Raw genomic sequence first — 20,644 nt, forward strand, 5'->3', positions numbered from 1 at the left:
TGAGCCGTGCACTGCCGGGCATGCCACGATTGACCCATGGCTGAGTCAGACGGAGTGCGCATAGACGTCATCGGGGTCGAGCACGTGGGGGAGCTCCTCACGGTGCGGCGTGCCGCCTTCGTCACGGAGGCGCAGCTGTACGACGACCCCAACATCCCCGCCCTCACCCAGACCGTCGAGGAGCTGCAGGTCGACCTGGAGTCCGAGGACGTGGTGACGCTCGGCGCGTGGCAGGGCCACCGCCTCATCGGCTCCATCCGCGTAGGGCTGGAAGGCGACAAGGCGACAATGGGACGGCTCGCCGTGGTTCCCGATCTGCAAGGTCAGGGCATCGGCACTCAGCTGCTGTTCGCCGTGCTCGGTCACCTGCCTGACACGACCAAGGAGGTCTGGGTCTTCACCGGCCAGAACTCCAAGCACAACATCGCGCTCTACAACAAGGCGGGCTACGAGCATCAGTTCGACCAGGTCGCTGGCGACCTCACGTACGCGTACCTCAAGAAGGTGCTCGAGGCCGGTGCCGTGGTCTCGGACGAGCTCGACGACAACGCGGTGCGCGGCGACAACTGACGCCGCAGCGTGCCTGAGGTCCGGTCCGCGCGAGCCGGGGACGAGGGAGGTGCGCTCACTGCCATGACGGGACCGAGCGTTCAACCCGACCGCACCCCTGCCTCGAAGCGGGATGCGGGAATCGATACCGCCGCCGGCATCCTCATCGTCCTGGTGGTGTTCGGCCATGCAATAGAGCCGCTCGAGGGGCACCTGGCCGAGACGGTGCTGCAATGGGTGTTCCTGTTTCACATGCCCGCGTTCGTCTTCGTATCCGGGTATGTGACGCGCTACTCGACGCGGTGGTCGCCGCGCGACCTCGTGCTGCGACTGCTGCTGCCGTACGTGATCTTCTCGCTGCTCCACGCGGCGTGGCGCGCGGTGCTGACGGACGGCGGTTTCACGCTGTCACTGCTGACTCCGGCCTGGACTCTGTGGTACCTCATGGCGCTGCTCGTGTGGCGCATCGCCGCTCCCGCGCTGCAGAAGATCCCGGTGGCGGCCGCAGTCGGCCTTGCCGTGGCCGGATCTCTGCTCATCGGCATGGTCGGCTGGGTCGGCAGCGAGCTGTCGCTGTCCCGGATCGTCGCGTTCCTGCCGTTCTTCGTCGCCGGCCTGACGTGGCGAGACTCCTGGTGGCCCGAGCTGCGGCGGACAGGGGTGCGGGTCGCCGCCGCCACTGCGCTCGCCGTGGCCTTCGCCTGGTCGTGGCGCACGCAGGAGGACCTCAACCGTTCGACCTTGTTCCTGAGCTCCGGGTACGAGGATCTGGGCGTCTGGGAGCCGCTGGGGCTGGCCCAACGCGCGCTGGTGCTCGCCATCGGCGGCGCGCTCACCGTGAGCGTGCTGTCACTGACGGGGCTCGCCAAGCCATGGCTCGCAAGCGTGGGCGCAGCGACCCTGCCGGTCTACCTCCTCCATCCCCTCGTGCTCTACCCCAGCCGGGTGCATGGGCTGCCCGACGTGATGCCCGAGGCCGCGTGGCTCGGCGTGCTGGCGGTAGGTGCGCTGGGCTTCGCGTGGCTGGTGACGCGCGGCACGGCGATCCGGCTGTCCCGGCCGTTGATGGACGCGCGCTGGTGGGAGCGACGCGTCCGCCGCAGCTGACGGGCTAGCGCCCCCAGCCGCTCGCGCGCCGCCGTGCCGCGTTGCTAGACTGACGCCCGTCGCGACTGGCGAAGTGGGTCACCACGGGGGAGCGGCACCGAATCGTATCGACTGTTGGTCGTCCGCCTGGGCCAAGGTCACCGGACAACCGGCGGCCTGTGTGCCGCCACAGACAAGGACACCGATGAGCACCGACTCCAGCGCCACCGCAGCGGTCATGAACGCGACCCTGCAGGACTTCGACCCCGAGATCGCCCAGGTCCTCGACCGTGAGCTCGGACGTCAGCAGACCTACCTCGAGATGATCGCCTCCGAGAACTTCGTGCCCCGCTCCGTGCTGCAGGCTCAAGGTTCGGTGCTCACCAACAAGTACGCGGAAGGCTACCCGGGCCGCCGCTACTACGGCGGCTGCGAAGAGGTCGACGTCGCCGAGAACATTGCGCGTGACCGCGCCAAGGCGCTGTTCGGCGCCGAGTTCGCAAACGTCCAGCCGCACTCCGGCGCAACCGCCAACGCGGCCGTGCTCCACGCGCTCATCAACCCCGGTGACAAGATCATGGGCCTGTCGCTCGCGCACGGCGGTCACCTGACGCACGGCATGAAGCTCAACTTCTCGGGCAAGCTCTACGAGGTCGCGGCGTACGGCGTGGACGAGACCACGCACCGGCTCGACATGGATGAGGTCCGCAAGCAGGCCCTCGCCGAGCGCCCCGACGTGATCATCGCGGGCTGGTCCGCCTACCCGCGTCACATCGACTTCGCGGCGTTCCGCGCCATCGCGGACGAGGTCGGCGCCAAGTTGTGGACGGATATGGCTCACTTCGCCGGGCTCGTGGCGGCCGGTCTGCACCCCTCACCCGTGCCCCACTCGGACGTGGTGTCGACCACGATCCACAAGACGCTCGGCGGACCGCGGTCGGGCATGATCCTGTCGCGCGACACCGAGCTTGCCAAGAAGCTCAACTCTGCGGTGTTCCCCGGCCAGCAGGGTGGTCCGCTCATGCACGTGATCGCGGCGAAGGCGGTGGCACTCAAGGCTGCGGCCGCACCCGAGTTCAAGGAGCGCCAGCAGCGCGTAATCGAGGGTGCGCGCATCATTGCGGACCGCCTCACTGCGCCCGATGCGGCAGCGGCGGGCGTCTCCGTCGTCACCGGCGGCACGGACGTCCACCTGGTGCTCGCCGACCTGCGGAACTCTCCGCTCGACGGACAGCAGGCGGAGGACCTTCTCCACTCGGTGGGAATCACGGTCAACCGCAACGCGGTGCCTTTCGACCCGCGCCCGCCGATGGTGACGTCTGGACTGCGCATCGGCACGCCCGCACTCGCATCGCGCGGCTTCGGCGCCGAGGAGTTCACCGAGGTCGCCGAGGTGATCGCGACCGCCCTGAAGGGTGGGGCCGACATCGAAGCACTGCGCGGAAGGGTCAAGACCCTCGCCGACAACTTCCCGTTGTACGACGGGCTGCAGCAGTAGTGGCACCCCAGAACGTGACGGCACAGCGACTCGACGGCAAGGCGACCGCCGCGACCATCAAGGCCGAACTGGCCCAGAGGGTCGCGGCGCTCGCCGAGCGCGGCGTCACTCCCGGTCTCGGGACGCTGCTCGTCGGCGACGACCCGGGTTCCACCTGGTACGTCAACGGCAAGCACGCGGATTGCGCCGAGGTAGGCCTGGCTTCCATTCGCGAGGACCTTCCCGCCACCGCCACGCAGGAGGAGATCGAGGCGGCGGTGACGCGCCTCAACGAGGACCCCTCGTGCACCGGATTCATCGTCCAGCTGCCCCTGCCAGACGGGATCGACGCGAACCGGGTGCTCGAGATCGTGGACCCCAACAAGGACGCGGACGGTCTGCATCCCACCAATCTGGGACGCCTGGTCCTGCGCGTGGCCGGCGACATCGACTCGCCGCTGCCGTGCACGCCCAAGGGAATCATCGAGCTCATCGAGCGCCACGGGGTGTCGCTGCACGGCAAGCACGTGGTCGTGGTGGGCAGGGGCACCACGGTCGGTCGGAGCATCGGCCTGCTGCTGACCCGCAAGGCGGTGAATTCGACCGTCACGCTGTGCCATACGGGCACTGCGGACCTGGCCTCGCACACCCGCGGCGCGGATGTCATCGTGGCCGCCGCCGGCGTTCCCGGCATCATCAACGGCGACATGGTCAAGGACGGTGCCGTCCTCATCGATGTGGGTGTCTCGCGCGTCACCGACCCGGAGACCGGCAAGTCCAAGGTCGCGGGCGACATCGCCCCCGAGGCGATCGCCAAGTCGTCGTGGTTCTCACCCAATCCCGGCGGGGTGGGGCCCATGACGCGTGCCATGCTGCTCGCGAACGTGGTCGAGTCCGCCGAGAGAGAGCTGGAGTCCAGCTGATGCGCATCGTGTCCGTCAATGTCAACGGCGTCCGGGCCGCCGCACGCAAGGGCATGGGCGACTGGCTCGCCGAGTGCGCGCCGGACGTCGTGGGCCTGCAGGAGGTACGGGCGCCGCTCGACATCACAGCGCCTCTGGTGGGCGACGAGTGGCACGTGGTCGAGCAGGCATGCGAGATCAAGGGCCGCGCAGGCGTGGCCATCGCATCGCGCACCGCGCCTACCGACGTGCTGGCGGGCGTTGACGCGCTCGGGGGCACCGTAGATGAGCCCGTTCACACGGGCCGGTGGATCGAGGCGACGGTGGAGTCCGCCGCCGGTCCCGTCCGCGTGGTGTCCACATACCAGCACTCCGGTACTGCGGGCACGCCCTCGATGGACGACAAGTACGCGCTGCTCGACGCGTCTACCGTGCGCATGCGGGCGCTGCGCGAGCAGTACGAGCGTGTGGTCGTCATGGGCGACATCAACATCGCTCACACCGAGCGCGACATCAAGAATTGGAAGGGCAACCTCAAGTCTGCGGGTTTCCTGCCGGAGGAGCGGGCCTACCTCGACCGCTGGGTCGAGGCCGGATGGGTGGACGTGCACCGCACCCTGGCGGGGGACCGCGAGGGCCCCTACACCTGGTGGTCGATGCGCGGCAAGGCCTTCGACAACGACGCCGGCTGGCGCATCGACTACCAGTTCGCGTCCCCCGCGCTCGCGAGCGCCGCGGCCGATGCTCGGGTCGACCGGCAGGCGTCCTGGGACTCGCGCTGGACCGACCATGCACCGCTGGTGGTCGACTACACGCTCTAGCCCGGGCGCTACAGCAGGAGGAACCGCGGTCGCTCGCGGCCCGCCTCGAGAAACGCGTGGTCGATCCGTTGTGCCATGGAGTCGGCTTGGGCGCGCCGGATGAAGGCTAGCGCGCAGCCGCCGAACCCGGCACCGATGAGTCGCGCGCCGAGAGCGCCCGATCCGCGCGCGGTGTCGACGGCGAGGTTCTGCTCGGGAGTCGACACCTCGAAGTCCATCTCGAGCGACTCATGCGAGCGGAACAGCTGCGTGCCGACGTGAACGAACCGCTCGTGGGCAGGTCCGGTGTTGGCCAGCTCCGCCATGACATCGTGTACCCGGTCGATCTCGCTCAGGACATGCCGGGCGCGACGGGCCAGCGTCGCGTCCTCGAGCGCATCTACCCGGCTGATGGCGTCCGGCGCGCCCGTGAGGTCCCCCAGGCGTTCCACGCCGAGGGCGCCTGCCGCTGCGTGGCACTGCCGGACGCGGGCGGACAGCCCCGCAGCGCGGTCGGGGCGCGAGGATCGCAGCGCGATCACGAGCATTCCTAGTCCGTACTCCGGAAAGTAGAGCGGGCGGCGCAGCACGCGGGGTGGCGAGCGCGAGAAGTCGAGCTCGATGGCCTCGCCTTCGCGGCAGCGCAACTGCGTGTGCTGGTCGAGGCCGCCCGCAGGCACTCCCGCGATCTCCTGTTCGGCATGGATGCACGCCTCGGCGAGTTCCCACTGCGACTCGTCTGAGTCGAGCGCGAGGCCCCACAGGCTGTTCACGGCGCGCGCCGTCGCGCACGACACGGCAGCCGAGGACGCCAGCCCCGCGTCAGAGGGAACGCAGGAGCAGATCGCGAGATCGAGGCCCGGGCCGTCGAAGCCGCGCTCCCGGAGCGCCCACAGCACTCCTGCTACGTACGCGGGCCACCCGCGAGCGGTGCCGGGGTCGATGTCGTCCAGCGTCCCCTCCCAGGTGACGCCCGGGCCGTCGAAGCGGGCTGCGTCCTCGGAGACGACCCGCACGCGATCGTCGTCGCGTAGCCGGGCCGCCACGTAGGTGCGATGCGGGGTCACCGTGGGCAGCGTCGTGCCACCGTTGTAGTCGGTGTGCTCGCCGATGATGGTGACCCGGCCAGGAGCGGACCAGACACCGTCGGGCTCCGCATTCCACGTACGCTTCATCAGCGCCCGGGCCCGCGTGTCGCCCTGACCGCGTGTCCACGGTTCGATCCACCGCGGCGGCGTCACCGAGGTCTCCGTGCTCCCCATGGCGCCATTGTGCCAGGGCGAGATGCGCGCATTGCGCGGCGTAGCATGGGCGTACACGACGCTGCAGGAGGACTTGCCATGTCAGACACCACCCCCGATCCGCCCGCCTCCTCGGCGGGCAAGGGCAAGGCGAAGAAGGCACCCGCACGCAAGAGCGTGTCCGGAACAGCCCCCGACTCCTCTCCCGAGGTAGTGGCGACGCCCGACCCTGAGCCCGCCCCCGCATCGGCCGCCCCGAGCGCGACAGCGGACGCCGAGGGGCGCAACCCTCGGCGTGGTCGCTCCGTGCTTGACGGCGTGCGCGACAACCACGTGGGCCCGCTCGCGGCCGGACTGCTGGTGGCGATCGCGGTAGGACTGCTGCTGTCGGTGCTGGTGCCCAGCCAGCCTTCCGTGCTGGCCATGGCCATTCTCGGCACCCTGCTGTCCGCATCGGTCGGCTTCGCGGTGCGCTTCCTGTCCGTCGAACGGGGCATGCGCCGCCAGATCGAGGCGTTCCTCGCGACCATCGTGGGCGTGCACCTGATGTCCGTCACCGGCGCGGTGGGCGGCGAGATCCCCGTGCTCGGACAGTTGGGAATCGGTGGCCCCGGCTTCAACGAGGCGCTGCTGGTGGCATTCGCCACCCCAGCCATCTCGACCGGCGCGCTACTGGCCGGACTAAGCGCCGTGATCATTGTCGGTTGGGGCCGCCCTCGTACCCACGAGGAGCACTCCGTCAGCTGACGGGAGCGATCTGCGCTGACGCGCGTGGCTGTCCTGGCTCTTCAGGGGCCCGTGCACCACTGAGGGCGTGACGTTCTCACCGTGCGACGGGCGTGACGCCAAGCGACTTCCCCGCGAGGCCGCGCTTGCGCGCGCCCAGCGTCCGCGACATCTCGATGAGGGCCCGCGAGGCCACGGACTCGGGGTCGGAGATGACCACGGGAGTGCCGTTGTCGCCGGCCTCACGAGCGGACACGTCCAACGGGATCTGCCCGAGCAGTGGCACGGAGGTGCCGAGAGTCTTCGACAGTCGGTCGGCGACGATCTGGCCGCCGCCCTCGCCGAAGACGTGCAGGCGCGAGCCATCGGGCTGCTCGAGCCACGACATGTTCTCGATGACACCGACCACGTTCTGTGAGGTCTGTGTCGCGATCGAGCCGGCGCGCTCGGCGACGCCGGACGCGGCGGCCTGCGGGGTGGTGACGACCACCAGCTCGGCGTGGGGGAGCAGTTGGGCGACGGAGATCGCGATGTCGCCAGTGCCCGGGGGCAGGTCGAGCAGCAGCACGTCCAGGTCGCCCCAGTACACGTCCGCGAGGAACTGCTCGATGGCGCGGTGGAGCATGGGGCCGCGCCACACGACCGGCTGGCCCTCGGGCACGAACATGCCGATCGATACGGCCTTCACCTCGTGCGCGATGGGCGGCAGCAGCATGTCGTCAAGACGGGTGGGCTGGCCCTCGACGCCGAGCATGCCGGGGATCGAGAAGCCGAAGATGTCCGCGTCCAGCACTCCGACCTTGAGGCCATCCGCGGCCATGGCGGCAGCAAGGTTCGCCGTCACAGTCGACTTGCCCACGCCGCCCTTGCCCGAGGCGATCGCGTAGATGCGCGTCATGTTGCCGGGCTTGGTGAACTGGATCACGGGCTCGGGCTTTCCGCCGCGCAACTTGGAGCGCAGCTCAAGGCGCTGCTCCTCGCTCATCACGCCCAGCTCGATGCGCACCTCGGTGACGCCGGCGACCGAGGCGGCGGCACCCTTGACATCATCCGTGATGCGCTCCTTCATGGGGCACCCGGCAGTCGTCAGATCGATGCCGATCAAGGCGATGCTGCCGTCCAGATCAACCGAGCGCACCATGCCGATCTCAGTGATTGGACGGCGGATCTCGGGGTCGATGACCTTCGCGAGGGCGTCACGGACGTGGGTCTCGGTAAGCATTCATCCATCGTAGGCGCTGTGTGCGCGGGACCCGCACGGCCGATGCGCGCGGGACACCGCGCACGGTGCACGGGTCTTGTGGTCGCCTTGTCTGCGTGACACTCTTGGCGAGTCGACGGTGGCGCCATCGACGGGAGGCCCATGTGGCAGAACATTCGACGTACTACCCGGAAGGCACGTCAGGCGCTGACGACGCCGATGCGGCGCCGCGTCCGGCCCCTCCCGAGTGGCTGAAGCTCGTAGGTGACTCCGACCACGGTGCACCGGAAACGCAGCGTCCGGCGGTACCGGGCCCGCAGTCGCGCGTCCACGGGTCGTGGCGCTCGTGGCGGGCGCCGTGGCGGCATGGGGCGTGAGCGCCCGCGCGTGTGCGATGGCCCGCCTGCAGCGAGCCCCCCGGCATCCGACGGCTATCTCTTGCGCTCGTCCTCGGCGGGGCGGTCGAGGTCCTGGAGCTCCTCGAGCAGCGACCGCAGCTCGGAGCGCACGAAGTCGCGGGTCGCGGTCTCGTTGATCGCCTGACGTAGCGACGCGACCTCGCGAGCCAGGTACTCGGTATCCGCGAGCGAGCGTTCCGCGCGCTGGCGGTCCTGCTCGGCGGAGACCCGGTCGCGGTCGTCCTGACGGTTCTGCGCCAGCAGAATGAGCGGCGCGGCGTACGAGGCCTGGAGCGACAGCATCAGCGTGAGCGCCGTGTAGCCGTTGGCGGCATTGTCGAACCGCAGGCCCTCGGGTGCCCAGGTGTTCCAGATCAGCCATACGATCACGAAGACCGTGAGATAGACAAGGAACCGGGGCGTGCCGAGGAACCGGGCGATGCCCTCGGAGATCGCACCGAACCGGTCGGACTTGCGCGGCCGGCGTAGCCCGAAGCGCCGCGTCTCAGCCTTGGGGCGATCGAGGCGGTCGGCCACTTACATCACCTCCGGCTTCTCGGACTCGTCCACGTGCTCGTCGACGTGCTCTCGCCAGTCGCGCGGGAGGAGGTGGTCGAGCACGTCGTCGATCGAGATCGCGCCGAGCAGGCGGTGCTCGTCGTCCACGACGGGAAGGGCGAGGATGTCGTAGGCGGCCATGCGCCGCGACACCTCGGCGAGCGAGTCCTGCGCCGCGAGGGGCTCGATGGCGGGATCGACGAACGAGCCGATCAGCTCGTGGGGGGCCTCGCGCAGCAGACGCTGAATGTGCACCAGCCCGATGTAGCGCCCGGTGGGTGTCTCGAGCGGCGGGCGCACGACGAACACCATGGAGGCCAGGGCGGGAGGCATCTCCTGCTTGCGGACCAGGGAGAGACAGCTCGCGACCGACGCCTCTGGCCCGACGATCACGGGCTCGGTGGTCATCAGGCCACCGGCAGTATCGTCCTCGTAGCCCAGCAGCTGGCGCACCTGCTCAGCGTCCTCCGGCTCCATCAGTTGGAGCAGCGCCTGCGCCTGTGCTGCCGGCAGGTCTCCCAAGAGGTCGGCTGCGTCATCGCGGTCCATGGCCTCGAGGACATCTGCTGCGCGGTCCGATTGAAGCGTGCCCAGCAGGGCGATCTGTTCGTCCTCGGGAAGCTCCTCGAGCACGTCGGCCAGCCGCTCGTCATCGAGCGCAGCAGCGATCTCTGCAGAGCGCTCCGGGGACATCTCCATGAGGGCCGCAGCGAGGTCGGCGGGCTTGTGGTCCGCGAAGGTCTGGATCACCAGGTGCGCGCCCTGCACCTCGTCGCGCCGCATCAGGCCGGTGACCTCGTCGATGTCGACGACGACGGCCTCGCCGCGCCGGGAGAACCCCAGCACGCCCTTGCGGCGCGCGGCCTTGCGCACGTACAGCTTCGAGACCGCCCAGTTGCCGCCGCGCATCGGCTCGATCGCGACATCCTCGATGAGGGCCCTCTCGCCGCCGTTCTTGACCGTCACGGAGCGTTCGAGCAGCTCCGCGATCGCGAGGGTCTCGGAGGCGCGCGCCTTGAAGCGGCGCAGGTTGAGCACTCCCGTGCAGATCACCTGGCCCGGCACGATCGACGTGACCCGGGTGAGGGGAAGGAACACGCGGCGACGGCCGGGCACCTCCACGACGAGGCCGACGGCCACCGGCGCTGCGGTGCGGCGCAGCAGGATCACGACGTCACGCACCCGGCCCACCGCGTCGCCGATGGGGTCGAAGACGGTCGTGCCCGCGAGGCGCGCGACGTAGACCCGCTCGGCTGAGGTGCTCATGGCCACAGCCTAACCGCGCCGGGGGCCACCGGTACCGAGTCCGACCGGGCCCGGCGAGGTCAGCCGCGCACCATCTGCCAGCACCTCAACATCGCCGCCGCGCTTGCCTGGACGTCGTCCCGGGTGGTGGCCGCGTCGGAGACGGAGATGCGCATCGCAGCGCGGCCCTTCCACACAGTGGCCCCGGCCCAGGCGGTGCCGTCCTCCTGGAGCGCGGCGATCACCGCGGCCGTCTGCGCCTCGTCGCCGAACGCCACCAACACCTGATTGAGCGCTACGGGCGCGAGCAGCTCCGCGCCTCCCGACGTGAGCAGCTCGGCGAAGTGCCGTGCGTGCCCGCACGTGCGCTCGATGAGCTCGGCCAACCCCGTGCGGCCGTGCGATGCGAGCATCGCCCAGGTCTCGACGGCGCGTGCCCGCTGCGACATCTGGATGCCGCGATGCATGGGCGCATCGTGCGCGGCGCTCAGGTACGCACCGGTGCCGGCCATGGCGCGCTCGAGGTCGCGTGGGTCGCGCACCGCCACGAACCCGCAGTCGTAGGGCACGTTGAGCCACTTGTGCGCGTCTGTCGCCCACGAATCCGCCAGTTCGACACCGCGCACCTGCGCGCGCAGCGACGGCGCCGCCGCCGCCCACAGCCCGAACGCGCCGTCGACGTGCACCCAGCCGCCGCGTTCGCGCACCCCGGGGATGATCTGCGTGAACGGGTCCGAGGCCCCGGTATTGACGTTGCCTGCCTGCAGCAGCACCAGCGTGTGTGCGTCCGTGTCTGTGGGGAACGCCGCAGCGTCGATCGCGCCGGTGCCGTCGGTCGGGACGCGCTCGATCTGTGACTCGCCTATGCCTGCGAGCCGCAGCGCCTTCAGGGCGGAGGCGTGGGCCTCCTCTCCGACCACGATGCGCAGAGCCGGGGCGCCGGCGAGACCGTCTGCGCCGACGTCCCAGCCCTGGCGTGCGTAGAGCGCGTCGCGAGCGGCGATGATGCCGGTGAGATTCGCGACTGTCGCTCCCGCGTTGAACGCGCCAGCAGCCGTGGAGGGCAGGCCAAGCGCGTCGATCACCCACCCGCGTGCGACCTCGTCGAGGACGGATGCGGTGGGGGACATGATCGTGCCGCCCACGTTCTGGTCCCAGGCTCCCGCCAGGATGGAGGCGGCGTGGGCGGCGGGGTCGGTTCCGCCGTTGACGAACCCGAAGTAGCGGCCGTGAGTGGAGACGACCGTGGCGGGCGAGCCGAAGGCGTCGAGTTCCGCGAGCACCTCGCGCGCCGCGATCGGCTCGTCCTGCAGCGGGCGCCGGAACGCGTCGAGTGCTGCGACGGCCTCGGTGGCGGGGTACACGGGACGGTGAGAGGCGCCGGCCACGTACGAGCCGGCGCGCCTGGCGGCCTCGGTGATGAGGCCCATGCGCTCGCGGGAGCGCCCGAGGGACTGTGGGTTGGTGTGGACCCGCATCAGGGGATCGGTGGTGGTCATGACTCCATCCTGGGTGCACTGGACCCGGGGAGAAAGGGCCAGTCCGCGCGTGACTGGCGCTTGTCATGAGGTGCCAGTTTGGAGTGGAATGGCCCCATGCGCACCACTGCAGACCAGCTCCGCGACGTCCTCGACCACTGGCAGTCCGGCACGGGACCGCTCTACGCTCAGCTCGCGGACGCCATCGTGTCCCTCGCGGAGGCGGGGTCCCTGGACTACGGCACCCGCCTTCCATCAGAGCGCGCGCTTGCCACCAGCCTGCATCTGTCGCGCAACACCGTGACGGCCGCGTACCAGCGCCTCCGGGACGAGGAGTGGCTCGAGGTGCGGGCCGGAGCCGCCCCCACGCTCGGCTCGCGGGCGCGCGGTCTCGACGCCATGAGCGACGAGGACAGGTTCGCGAAGATTCTCCCCACGGGCCGCGCGCCCCTGGTGAGCCTCAGCTCGGCGTGCCCGCCGCCCGCGCCCATCGTCGTCGAGGCACTGCAGGATCCGGGTGCCATGCTCGACGGGGTGCCGGCCCTCGGCACGGGCTATGCGGCGCTCGGCGATCCCGAGCTGACCGCTGCGATCGTCGATCACCTGCGCAGTAGGGGCATCGCGGCCGAGCCTGACGAGGTGGTCGTCACCGCAGGCGGGCAGCAGGCGGTCTGGCTTGCGATCACGGCGGTCGCCGGTCCTCAGTGCCCGGTGGCGCTCGAGTCCGTGACCTACCCGGGGGTGTTCGACGCCATCTCCGCCGCGGGCTCCAGGCCCCTCGCGCTGCCGATGACCCCGGAGGGGCTCGACGTGACGGCCTCCGCAAAACTGCTGCGCGCCGCGCGCCCGGATGTCGCCTACGTGACGACCTTCCACAACCCCACAGGCACGGCGATGTCCGACGAGGACGCCGCGCGTTTCGTGGCCGCAGCATCCGCCGTGGGCACCACCGTCATCGACGACCGCATCACGGGTGATCTGGCCCTCGACGGGCGCGTACGTCCGCCGCTGGCCACGCACCCAGGCGGTGAGAACGTGATCACCATCGGCGGCCTCAGCAAGGTGTTCTGGGGCGGCATGCGCATCGGCTGGCTGCACACCAATGCAACGCTCGCGGCGCAATTGCGCCACCGCAAGGCCGCGATGGACTTGGGCAGCCCCGCGCTGTTCCAACGGCTTGCCTACCGGTTCCTCACGGAGCACTACGAGGAGACAGTGCGGTGGCGCATCGAGTCGATGCGTGAGTCGCTGGCAGCGACCGTCGGGGCGATTGATGAGCACAAGCTCGCGTGGAGGTTCCGCCAACCGCAGGGCGGACCATGCCTGTGGGTCGAGCTGCCAGATGGCGGCGCGGAGCGGTTCGCGGCGCGCGCGGCGGACGCTGGCGTGCCCGTGGCCCCCGCATCGGCGTTCGAAGTGGTGCCCGGCGTGGCTGGCGCCCACTTCCGTCTGCCGTTCTACCTGCCTCCCGAGGAGATGCGGCTCGGGGTCAAGGTGCTCGCGGAGCGCGCGGCTTAACTACGGGAGCCTCGCCCCAAGAGATCTCCCCGTGACACCGACCCGACGCGCTGCTACCTTGCTTGGCATGAATACCACGCTGAGGATGCTTGCCCCGATCGCCGCCGCGACCCTGGTTCTCGGAGGCTGCGGCGCTGCTGAGAACCTGGTCGAGGGTGCCATGGAGGAAGCCGTTGAGAAGGGCGTCGAGGGCGCGACCGGTGCGGACGTCGAGGGCAGCGAGGACGGCTTCAGCGTCAAGACCGACGAGGGCGAGTTCACCGTGGGCGGCGATGGATCGCTGCCCGAAGGCTTCCCCGAGGGCGACGTGCCGCTGGTCGACGGCGAGATCATCCAGACCGCGAAGGTGTCCGACGGTGGCTCCGACGGCTACGCCGTGACGATGCAGGTAGGCGGCACCATCGAGGACGTCCACGCAGACGCGCTGGCGAAACTCGAAGGAGCGGGTTTCACCTCCGCTGGCGAGGTGGACATGGACGAGATGAAGAGCTCCACGCTCGAGGGCGCTGGCTCGGTGGGCGGCGTCGTGCTGGGCGTCATGGGTGGCTCCGAAGACGGCATGGTGTCCGTCTCCTACACCGTCACTATGGCGACCGAGTAGGACTGCGGGTCGCCACCCCAGGCGAGCGAAATCAGGCGGCGGTGAGCCGCACTGAATCGACGCGCGCATCGGCGGCCATGGCGCTGTGCGCCACGATCACCTCGTCGGCACCCACCTCGCTCGCAAACTCGTCGAGCCAGGTGCGCACCTGGTCGCTCGTGCCGACGGCGGTGTAGCGCATCATGTCCGCCAACTGCGCGCCCTGAGGCGAGGCCAGGAACGCGTCGATCTCGTCGTCGGAGTACTCGCGAGCCTGCGGTCCGCGCTGGATCATGCCGCGCACCCGCCACCGGCGCGCGTGTGCGAACTGTTCCCTCGCATCGGCCTCGTTGTCCGCGGCGAAGGCGTTGGCGCCCGCGATGACGTACGGCGTCGCGAGCTGCTCGGAGGGCCGGAAGCCCGCGCGATAGGCCGCCACGGCATCCTGCAGAGCCGCCGGAGCGAAGTGAGAGGCGAACGCGTACGGCAGGCCGAGCTGCGCCGCGAGATGGGCGCCGAAGAGCGACGAGCCCAGGATGTACAGCGGCACGTGGGTGCCCTTGCCGGGAGTCGCAACGACGCCGTGCACGCGCGACTCGTCTCCGAGGTACCCCTGCAGCTCGACGACGTCCTGCGGAAAGGAGTCCGATGCGCTGGGGTCGCGGCGCAGCGCCCCGAACACGGCGCGGTCGCCTCCGGGCGCGCGGCCCAGCCCGAGGTCGATCCGGCCCGGGTGGAGCTCGGCGAGGGTGCCGAACTGCTCGGCGATGGCGAGCGGCGAGTGGTTGGGAAGCATCACCCCGCCGGCGCCCAGGCGGATCGACTCCGTGTGCGCCGCGATGTGGGCGATGAGGACGCTCGTCGCGGATGAGGCGATGCGCTCCATGTTGTGGTGCTCCGCGTACCAGACACGTTCGTAGCCGGCGCCCTCCGCGGCCTGGGCGAGCGCCACGGAGTGACGGAACGAGTCGGCGGGAGTCTCGCCGGGCGCCACGGGCGCGAGGTCGAGCACGGACAGCGGAACGGACATGAGTCTCCTGCAGTGCGGCGGGGTTGCTGTGGTGCCAACGCGTGAACCCAGCCGGGTATGCCCGGGTGAGTGAGTGCATCGGCTGCTGTGAAGCGCGCTAGAGGGACATGAGGGTCAGCGAACCCCGATTTCCAGCACTCACGTCCCTCCAGGGCGCACGGGTTCGGGTTCGGGCTCGGACTCCCGCGCCCGCACCACCCGCGACGTGATCAGGTGGATCGCCGTGGCCAGAGCGAATGCCCCCGCGAACAGCAACAGCGCCATCACCGGGTTCTCCATGAGGGTGGGGTCGACCACCATGACGGCGGCCAGCACCAGCATGGTGACGCCCGCGAACAGCTTGAGGAGCTCGCCGTGCTTGTCCTGGAGCTTGGTGGCGCGCATCGTGAACACGGCGATGGCGAAGATCACCAGCTCGTCGAGCAGGAACGGCACCATGTAGGCGACGAACAGCCCGGCAGTCTCGGCCATCCCTACGCCGTTCGCCTGCAGCATGCCCGTCCACAGCACCGGGAAGCCGGCGGTGCAGGGGGTCTCGAGAAGCGACACCCCGACGGCCAGCACGACGGTGGCGCCAAGCGCGGGCAACAGCGCCTTGGTGCCGGCCACCTCGCGCATGCGCTTGTAGAGGCCCGGCTTGTCCTCCTTGCGGATGGTGAAGGACAGGCCCTTGCCAAACGCGAAGTAGTCCTTGACGGACACGATGCCGAATACGCCCGCGATGATCGCGACCGCGATCTGGATCCACCCCATGAACCCGACCACCGCGAGGGCCGAGTAGAACGCCGCCATGTACAGCGCGTACATGATCGCCGTGACGGTGAGGAACGTGGTGCCGATCGCGAGTACGCGGCGGCGCGAGCGGGTGCGGAGCACGATCGCGAGCAGGATCGACAGCACCCACAACGAGCACGGGTTGATGCCGTCCACGAAGCCGATCACGATCGTGGAGAACAGCAGCGAATCGGCGCCGATCGAGACGTCGCCGACGAGCGGGACGTCGATCGTCGTCGACGGGGGTTCGGAGCTGCACAGCCCCTCGTCCTCGGAGCAGGTGCCCGCTCCGGCGGTGCCGAACACGCCTGGCTGTGGTTCCCGGCCGCTCTCGACGGCGGCAATCGCGCCGGCCATGTCCTGCTCGATCTGGTCGGTCCAGCCGATCCACACGCGCTCGCCGATGATCGTCGTTGGCACGGAGCCGGCCTCGAATCCCAGCCGCTCGGCCTCCTGGGCGAACAGCTCCTGGTTGGCCTCGTCGTTCCACACCTCGTATTGCGCGACACGCAAGTCCGGGTGCTGCACCTCGACCTCTTCGAGCCACGCCCGCTCCGCCTTGCAGTTGGGGCAGCCGTCACCCCAGAACAGCACCAGGTCGGCATTCGGGTCTACCTCAGCAACGGGGCCTGCCTCAACAGCAAGGGCCGATGCGGGGGCGGGCTGGGTCTGTGCGGTCGCGGGGGCGGCGACGAGTTCACCTGGGCCCGATGCGGTCACGGCCGGGCCGGCACCCTCGCCGGTGCTCAGGAGCGCCGCGATCGCGTTGCCGCCCGAAAGTGCGAGGAGCGCGAGGGCGAGCAGCGTGCCGCAGACGATCGCGACAATGCGCTGAGGGCGCGTGGCGGGGACGGCGGGCATCGGTGCTCCTTGTGCGTGAATGCCGTGGCTCGATGACGGGTGCCGTCAGGCTACGAGCGCTGCGGGACGCCTTGACGGGCCCTAGGTCCCGCCGTGTGCCTGCCCGACCGACGGGACGGATCGCCTGAGCCCGCGGAGTGAACGACCTGTCCGCGCCGCGACCGCGGACTCAGTTCATCCGGCCGCTGTGCATGACTCAGGGCCGGCGGTGGGTCCGCATCCACTCGACCACCGCATCGGGCGTGCGCGGCAGTGCCGCGGAGAGGTTCTCGACCCCGTCCTCGGTGACCAGGACGTCGTCCTCGATCCGGATCCCGATGCCGCGCAGCTCGGCGGGCACCGCCAGGTCGTCGGCCTTGAAGTACAGCCCCGGCTCGATGGTGAACACCATGCCGGGAAGCAGCGGCCCGTCCATGTACAGCTCGCGCTTGGCGGCCGCGCAGTCGTGCACGTCTAGCCCCAAGTGGTGCGACGTGGAGTGCACCATCCAGCGCCGGAACAGCTTCGACTCGGGATTGTCGGCCTCGGGCACGATTCCCCACTCGGTGAGGTGCCGCTCGATGACGTCCATGGCCGCCTCGTGGACGTCGCGAAAACTGACGCCGGGCCGCGCGGCCCCGAAGGCCGCATCGGCCGCCTCGAGAACCACCTGGTAGACGCGGCGCTGGATGTCCGTGAACTCGCCGCTGACCGGCATCGTGCGGGTGAGATCGGCGGTGTAGAGGCTCTCGACCTCCACGCCGGCGTCGAGCAGCAGCAGGTCGCCTTCGCGCACCTGGCCGTGATTGGTGATCCAGTGCAGCGTGGTCGCGTGCGGGCCGGAGGCGGCGATGGTCTCGTAGCCGACGGTGTTGCCCTCCTCGCGAGCGTGGCCGTCGAAGGTCGCCTCGACCACGCGCTCGCCGCGCTTGTGAGCGATCGCGCGCGGCAGTTCGCCCACCACGCGCTCGAAGCCCGCGATGGTCGCGTTCACCGCGTCGCGCAGCTGCTGGATCTCGTACGCGTCCTTGACGAGCCGCATCTCGGCCAGCGCGCGCTTGACCGCCTTGTGCGGGTGCGAGGACAGTCGGATATCGCTCGGCAGCTCGGACAGCGGCGCGGTCGCGATGCCCGTCATCGCGGCGAACTCCTCGAGGCCGGGCCGGCGCCCGATCCAGAACTCGCCCGAGCGCGGATCCGAGTAGAAGCCCTCGTCCTCCTTGCCCGCGGGCGGGACCAGGTACAGCGTGGACTCGTGCCCCGCATCGGCCGGTTCCATGACCAGCACCGCACCGGGTTCGCGGTCGGTGCCGAGACCCGTGAGATATGCGAAGTCGCGGTCGGGGGAGAAGCGGTAGTCGGTGTCGTTCGAGCGCACCTTGAGGTCGCCCGCAGGAGCGACGATGCGGCGGCCGGGAAAGCGCTCGGACAGGCGTCGGCGGCGCTCGGCCGCGAAGGTCGCGGAGGCCATCGCAGTGGTCTCGAGGTCCTCTGGCTCGGCCCACTCGGAGCCGATCCACGCCTTGAACTCGTCGTTGTCGGGCCGGAGGGCCCTGGCCTTGTTGGTCTTGTCCGGCTGCTCGTCGCTCACCCGACTATCGTCGCACGGTGCCCGCGGCCGCCGATGTCATGTTGCCGCGTACGCTGGCGACATGCGGATTGACCTCCACACCCACTCGACCGTCTCCGATGGGACGGGCGCGCCTGCGCAGGTCATGCGCGAGGCCGCTGCCGCGGGGCTCCACATCGTCGCACTCACCGACCACGACAGTGTCGACGGGTGGGAGAGCGCTGCGGCGACGGCGGCGGATGCCGGTCTCGGGTTCGTCCCCGGTATCGAGGTGTCGTGCCGCCATGCGGGAGTCTCGATCCACCTGCTCAGCTACTGGCACCAGGCGGATGATCCCGAGGTGACGGCCATGCTGGCCACCACGCGCGAGGCGAGGTTGCACCGGGCACGAGAGATCGTCGCGAAGGTCGGCGTGGATTTTCCCGTCACGTGGGACGCGGTCGCCGAGCTCGCCGGGGGTGCCGCTACGGTCGGCAGGCCGCACATTGCCGATGCACTCGTCGCTCAAGGCGTCGTCCCCACCAGGGACGAGGCGTTCGATCGCATTCTCGCTGGTAACTCCCGCTACTACGTGCCGCACTACGCGCCGGAGGTGACCGATGCGGTGCGCACCATGAGCGCAGCCGGCGGGGTGACGGTCTTCGCGCACCCGGGTGCCGACGCGCGCGGGCGAATCGTGACCACGTCCGTGATCGAGTCGATGGCACGCGCGGGGCTCGTAGGTCTTGAGATCGACCACCGCGATCACGATGAGCGTCAGCGCGAGCGGCTCGCGCGCATCGCGACCCGTCTGGGCCTGGTGCGCACGGGCTCCAGCGACTACCACGGCACGGGCAAGCGCAACGAGTTGGGGGAGAACCTCACGGATCCGAAGGCTTTCCTCGAGCTCGAAAAGGCGCGTGCGACGGGACGGGCGTCAGCCCCGCGCTGAGTCCTTGGCGCGCTCGGGCGCCCTGAATGGCGGGGCGAGGCCGATGCGGCCCCACCCCACCGGGGTCAGTCCTGAGTCTGGGTCCCCTGCTGGCCGTCCTGGCCGCCGCTACGGCGACGACGACGGTTGCGCTTGCGCGGCTGACCGCCTTCGCCCTCGCGGCTGGGCTGGGCCGATCCCTCGCTGTCGGGGCGGGCGCGTTCTGAGTTCCCGCGGCCGCCACCATTGCGACCGCGACCTTCGCCACGGCCCTCGCCGCCGCGACCGCGGCCTTCGCCACGACCTTCGCCACGACCTTCGCCGCCGCGACCGCGGCCTTCGCCGCGGCCCTCACCGCCACGGCCCCGGCCGTCACCGCGTCCACCGCCTTGGCCGCGTCCGCCACGGTCGCCGTCACGGCCACCGCGGTCGCCACCGGGCTTCTTGCCGGTCTCGCCGAGGTCCTCAAGGGTCTCGCCCTCAAGTCCCTCGAGCTTGCGGTCGCTGCGGGGCAGGCGTCCCTTGGTGCCGACGGGGATGTTCAACTGCTCGTACAGGTGCGGGGAGTTCGAGTAGGTCTCTTCCGGGTCCGGGTAGCCCAGGTCAAGCGACTTGTCGATCATCGACCACCGGGGAAGATCGTCCCAGTCCACGAACGTCACGGCGACGCCCGTCTTGCCGGCACGGCCCGTGCGGCCGATGCGGTGCAGGTACGTCTTCTCGTCCTCGGGGCACTGGTAGTTGACGACGTGCGTGACGTCGTCAACGTCGATGCCACGGGCGGCCACGTCGGTCGCGACTAACACGTCGATCTTGGTGTGGCGGAAGGCGCGCAGCGCCTGCTCGCGGGCACCCTGGCCCAGGTCGCCGTGTAGCGCGCCGGCGGCGAAGCCGCGATCACGCAGTTCGTCCGACACCTTCGCGGCGGTGCGCTTGGTGCGCGCGAAGACGATGGTGCGCCCGCGGCCCTCGGCCTGCAGGATCCGTGCGAGAACTTCGACCTTGTCCATGGCGTGCGCACGGAAAAGGAACTGCGTCGTGGCCTTGACCGTGGCGCCGTCGTCGTCCGGGTCGGCGGCGCGGATGTGCGTGGGCTGCGTCATGTAGCGACGCGCCAGCTGCACGACAGGACCGGGCATGGTCGCGGAGAACAGCATGGTGTGGCGCGACGCGGGAGTGGCGGCGAGCAGTCGCTCGACGTCCGGGAGGAACCCGAGGTCGAGCATCTCGTCGGCCTCGTCGAGCACGACCGTGCGGACGTAGCGCAGGTCTAGGTGGCCCTGGTTGAGCAGGTCGATCATGCGGCCGGGCGTGCCGACCACGACCTCGACGCCCTTGTTCAGCATGTCGATCTGCGGCTCGTACGCGCGGCCGCCGTAGATCTGCGCAATCCTGGTGGAGCGCTTCTTGGAGGCGTTCTGAAGGTCGCCGGCAACCTGGACCGCGAGCTCGCGGGTAGGGGCCACGACGAGCGCCTGGGGCTTGCCGGGCTCGTCGAGCTCGTCGAAGCCGGGCTCGCCGGGCGAGGCGGTGCGGTGCAGCAGCGGCACGCCGAAGCCCAGCGTCTTGCCGGTTCCGGTCTTGGCCTGGCCGATGATGTCGTGGCCGCCGAGTGCCACCGGCAGGGTCATCGCCTGGATCGGGAAGGGGCTCACGATGCCGCCCTCTGCGAGGGCCTCGGCAATCAGGGGGTTGATCTTGAAGTCCGCGAAGGTCTGATCCGCGGTGTGCACGCTGGCGTGCGTGTGCGTTTCGGTCATG

18 protein-coding genes and 1 riboswitch are annotated in these 20,644 nt (G+C 70.0%); of the genes, 9 read left to right on the forward strand and 9 right to left on the reverse strand.

Going from position 1 to position 20,644, the window contains the following annotated elements:
* Positions 1–36: 36 nt before the first annotated feature.
* The 5 genes from ACNI3K_RS04730 to ACNI3K_RS04750 all read left to right on the forward strand — a co-directional run bounded on the left by ACNI3K_RS04730 (position 37) and on the right by ACNI3K_RS04750 (position 4,835).
* A complete protein-coding gene (locus ACNI3K_RS04730) occupies positions 37–570 on the forward strand; it encodes a GNAT family N-acetyltransferase (protein ID WP_419390695.1) in 534 nt (177 codons plus the stop codon).
* A 63-nt stretch (positions 571–633) separates the two neighbouring features.
* Entirely contained in the window at positions 634–1,656 is a 1,023-nt protein-coding gene (locus ACNI3K_RS04735; protein WP_419390696.1) for an acyltransferase family protein, read from the forward strand.
* Between the two features lie 51 nt (positions 1,657–1,707).
* Positions 1,708–1,795: riboswitch (ZMP/ZTP riboswitch) on the forward strand.
* A 45-nt stretch (positions 1,796–1,840) separates the two neighbouring features.
* Positions 1,841–3,133, forward strand: a complete 1,293-nt coding sequence (gene glyA, locus ACNI3K_RS04740; protein WP_419390697.1) for a serine hydroxymethyltransferase — start codon at positions 1,841–1,843, stop codon at positions 3,131–3,133.
* Between the two features lie 14 nt (positions 3,134–3,147).
* Positions 3,148–4,035: a bifunctional methylenetetrahydrofolate dehydrogenase/methenyltetrahydrofolate cyclohydrolase gene (locus tag ACNI3K_RS04745; RefSeq protein WP_419391101.1), complete on the forward strand. Its 888-nt coding sequence runs from the start codon at positions 3,148–3,150 to the stop codon at positions 4,033–4,035.
* On the forward strand, positions 4,035–4,835 hold the full coding sequence (locus ACNI3K_RS04750) for an exodeoxyribonuclease III (protein WP_419390698.1): 801 nt from the start codon (positions 4,035–4,037) through the stop codon (positions 4,833–4,835). Before ACNI3K_RS04745 ends, ACNI3K_RS04750 begins: the two co-directional genes overlap by 1 nt.
* Before the next feature lie 8 nt (positions 4,836–4,843).
* Here the strand turns inward: ACNI3K_RS04750 and ACNI3K_RS04755 are convergent, their stop codons facing one another.
* A complete protein-coding gene (locus tag ACNI3K_RS04755) occupies positions 4,844–6,076 on the reverse strand; it encodes a galactokinase (RefSeq protein ID WP_419390699.1) in 1,233 nt (410 codons plus the stop codon).
* Positions 6,077–6,154: 78 nt separating this feature from the next.
* Here ACNI3K_RS04755 and ACNI3K_RS04760 point away from each other — a divergent pair, with 78 nt between their 5' ends.
* Positions 6,155–6,802 carry a hypothetical protein gene (locus ACNI3K_RS04760; protein WP_419390700.1) on the forward strand — a complete coding sequence of 216 codons (648 nt, stop codon included), beginning with the start codon at positions 6,155–6,157 and terminating at the stop codon, positions 6,800–6,802.
* 76 nt (positions 6,803–6,878) lie between these two features.
* Here the strand turns inward: ACNI3K_RS04760 and ACNI3K_RS04765 are convergent, their stop codons facing one another.
* From ACNI3K_RS04765 to ACNI3K_RS04780, 4 genes are all read right to left on the reverse strand, one after another.
* Positions 6,879–8,003 (reverse strand): Mrp/NBP35 family ATP-binding protein, encoded by a 1,125-nt coding sequence (locus tag ACNI3K_RS04765; RefSeq protein ID WP_419390701.1) that lies wholly within the window; start codon positions 8,001–8,003, stop codon positions 6,879–6,881.
* Positions 8,004–8,413: 410 nt separating this feature from the next.
* Positions 8,414–8,917: a DUF1003 domain-containing protein gene (locus ACNI3K_RS04770; RefSeq protein WP_419390702.1), complete on the reverse strand. Its 504-nt coding sequence runs from the start codon at positions 8,915–8,917 to the stop codon at positions 8,414–8,416.
* Positions 8,918–10,204 (reverse strand): magnesium transporter MgtE N-terminal domain-containing protein, encoded by a 1,287-nt coding sequence (locus tag ACNI3K_RS04775; RefSeq protein WP_419390703.1) that lies wholly within the window; start codon positions 10,202–10,204, stop codon positions 8,918–8,920.
* 59 nt (positions 10,205–10,263) lie between these two features.
* A complete protein-coding gene (locus tag ACNI3K_RS04780; RefSeq protein ID WP_419390704.1) occupies positions 10,264–11,682 on the reverse strand; it encodes a pyridoxal phosphate-dependent decarboxylase family protein in 1,419 nt (472 codons plus the stop codon).
* A gap of 96 nt (positions 11,683–11,778) precedes the next feature.
* Here ACNI3K_RS04780 and ACNI3K_RS04785 point away from each other — a divergent pair, with 96 nt between their 5' ends.
* Positions 11,779–13,179, forward strand: coding sequence for an aminotransferase-like domain-containing protein (locus ACNI3K_RS04785; protein WP_419390705.1), 1,401 nt, complete (start codon positions 11,779–11,781; stop codon positions 13,177–13,179).
* 67 nt (positions 13,180–13,246) lie between these two features.
* Positions 13,247–13,780: a hypothetical protein gene (locus ACNI3K_RS04790; protein WP_419390706.1), complete on the forward strand. Its 534-nt coding sequence runs from the start codon at positions 13,247–13,249 to the stop codon at positions 13,778–13,780.
* 31 nt (positions 13,781–13,811) lie between these two features.
* On the opposite strand, the gene ACNI3K_RS04795 is transcribed toward ACNI3K_RS04790, so the two are convergent.
* The 3 genes from ACNI3K_RS04795 to ACNI3K_RS04805 all read right to left on the reverse strand — a co-directional run bounded on the left by ACNI3K_RS04795 (position 13,812) and on the right by ACNI3K_RS04805 (position 17,994).
* Entirely contained in the window at positions 13,812–14,789 is a 978-nt protein-coding gene (locus ACNI3K_RS04795; RefSeq protein WP_419390707.1) for an LLM class flavin-dependent oxidoreductase, read from the reverse strand.
* A 138-nt stretch (positions 14,790–14,927) separates the two neighbouring features.
* Positions 14,928–16,424, reverse strand: coding sequence for a hypothetical protein (locus tag ACNI3K_RS04800; RefSeq protein WP_419390708.1), 1,497 nt, complete (start codon positions 16,422–16,424; stop codon positions 14,928–14,930).
* Positions 16,425–16,620: 196 nt separating this feature from the next.
* Positions 16,621–17,994 carry an aminopeptidase P family protein gene (locus ACNI3K_RS04805; protein ID WP_419390709.1) on the reverse strand — a complete coding sequence of 458 codons (1,374 nt, stop codon included), beginning with the start codon at positions 17,992–17,994 and terminating at the stop codon, positions 16,621–16,623.
* Positions 17,995–18,055: 61 nt separating this feature from the next.
* On the opposite strand from ACNI3K_RS04805, the gene ACNI3K_RS04810 reads away from it, so the two are divergent.
* On the forward strand, positions 18,056–18,904 hold the full coding sequence (locus tag ACNI3K_RS04810) for a PHP domain-containing protein (RefSeq protein WP_419390710.1): 849 nt from the start codon (positions 18,056–18,058) through the stop codon (positions 18,902–18,904).
* Between the two features lie 65 nt (positions 18,905–18,969).
* Here the strand turns inward: ACNI3K_RS04810 and ACNI3K_RS04815 are convergent, their stop codons facing one another.
* Positions 18,970–20,643, reverse strand: a complete 1,674-nt coding sequence (locus ACNI3K_RS04815) for a DEAD/DEAH box helicase (RefSeq protein WP_419390711.1) — start codon at positions 20,641–20,643, stop codon at positions 18,970–18,972.
* Position 20,644: the final 1 nt, after the last annotated feature.

It is taken from the genome of Demequina ureilytica (assembly GCF_048553575.1).
In the GTDB taxonomy this organism is placed as follows: domain Bacteria; phylum Actinomycetota; class Actinomycetes; order Actinomycetales; family Demequinaceae; genus Demequina.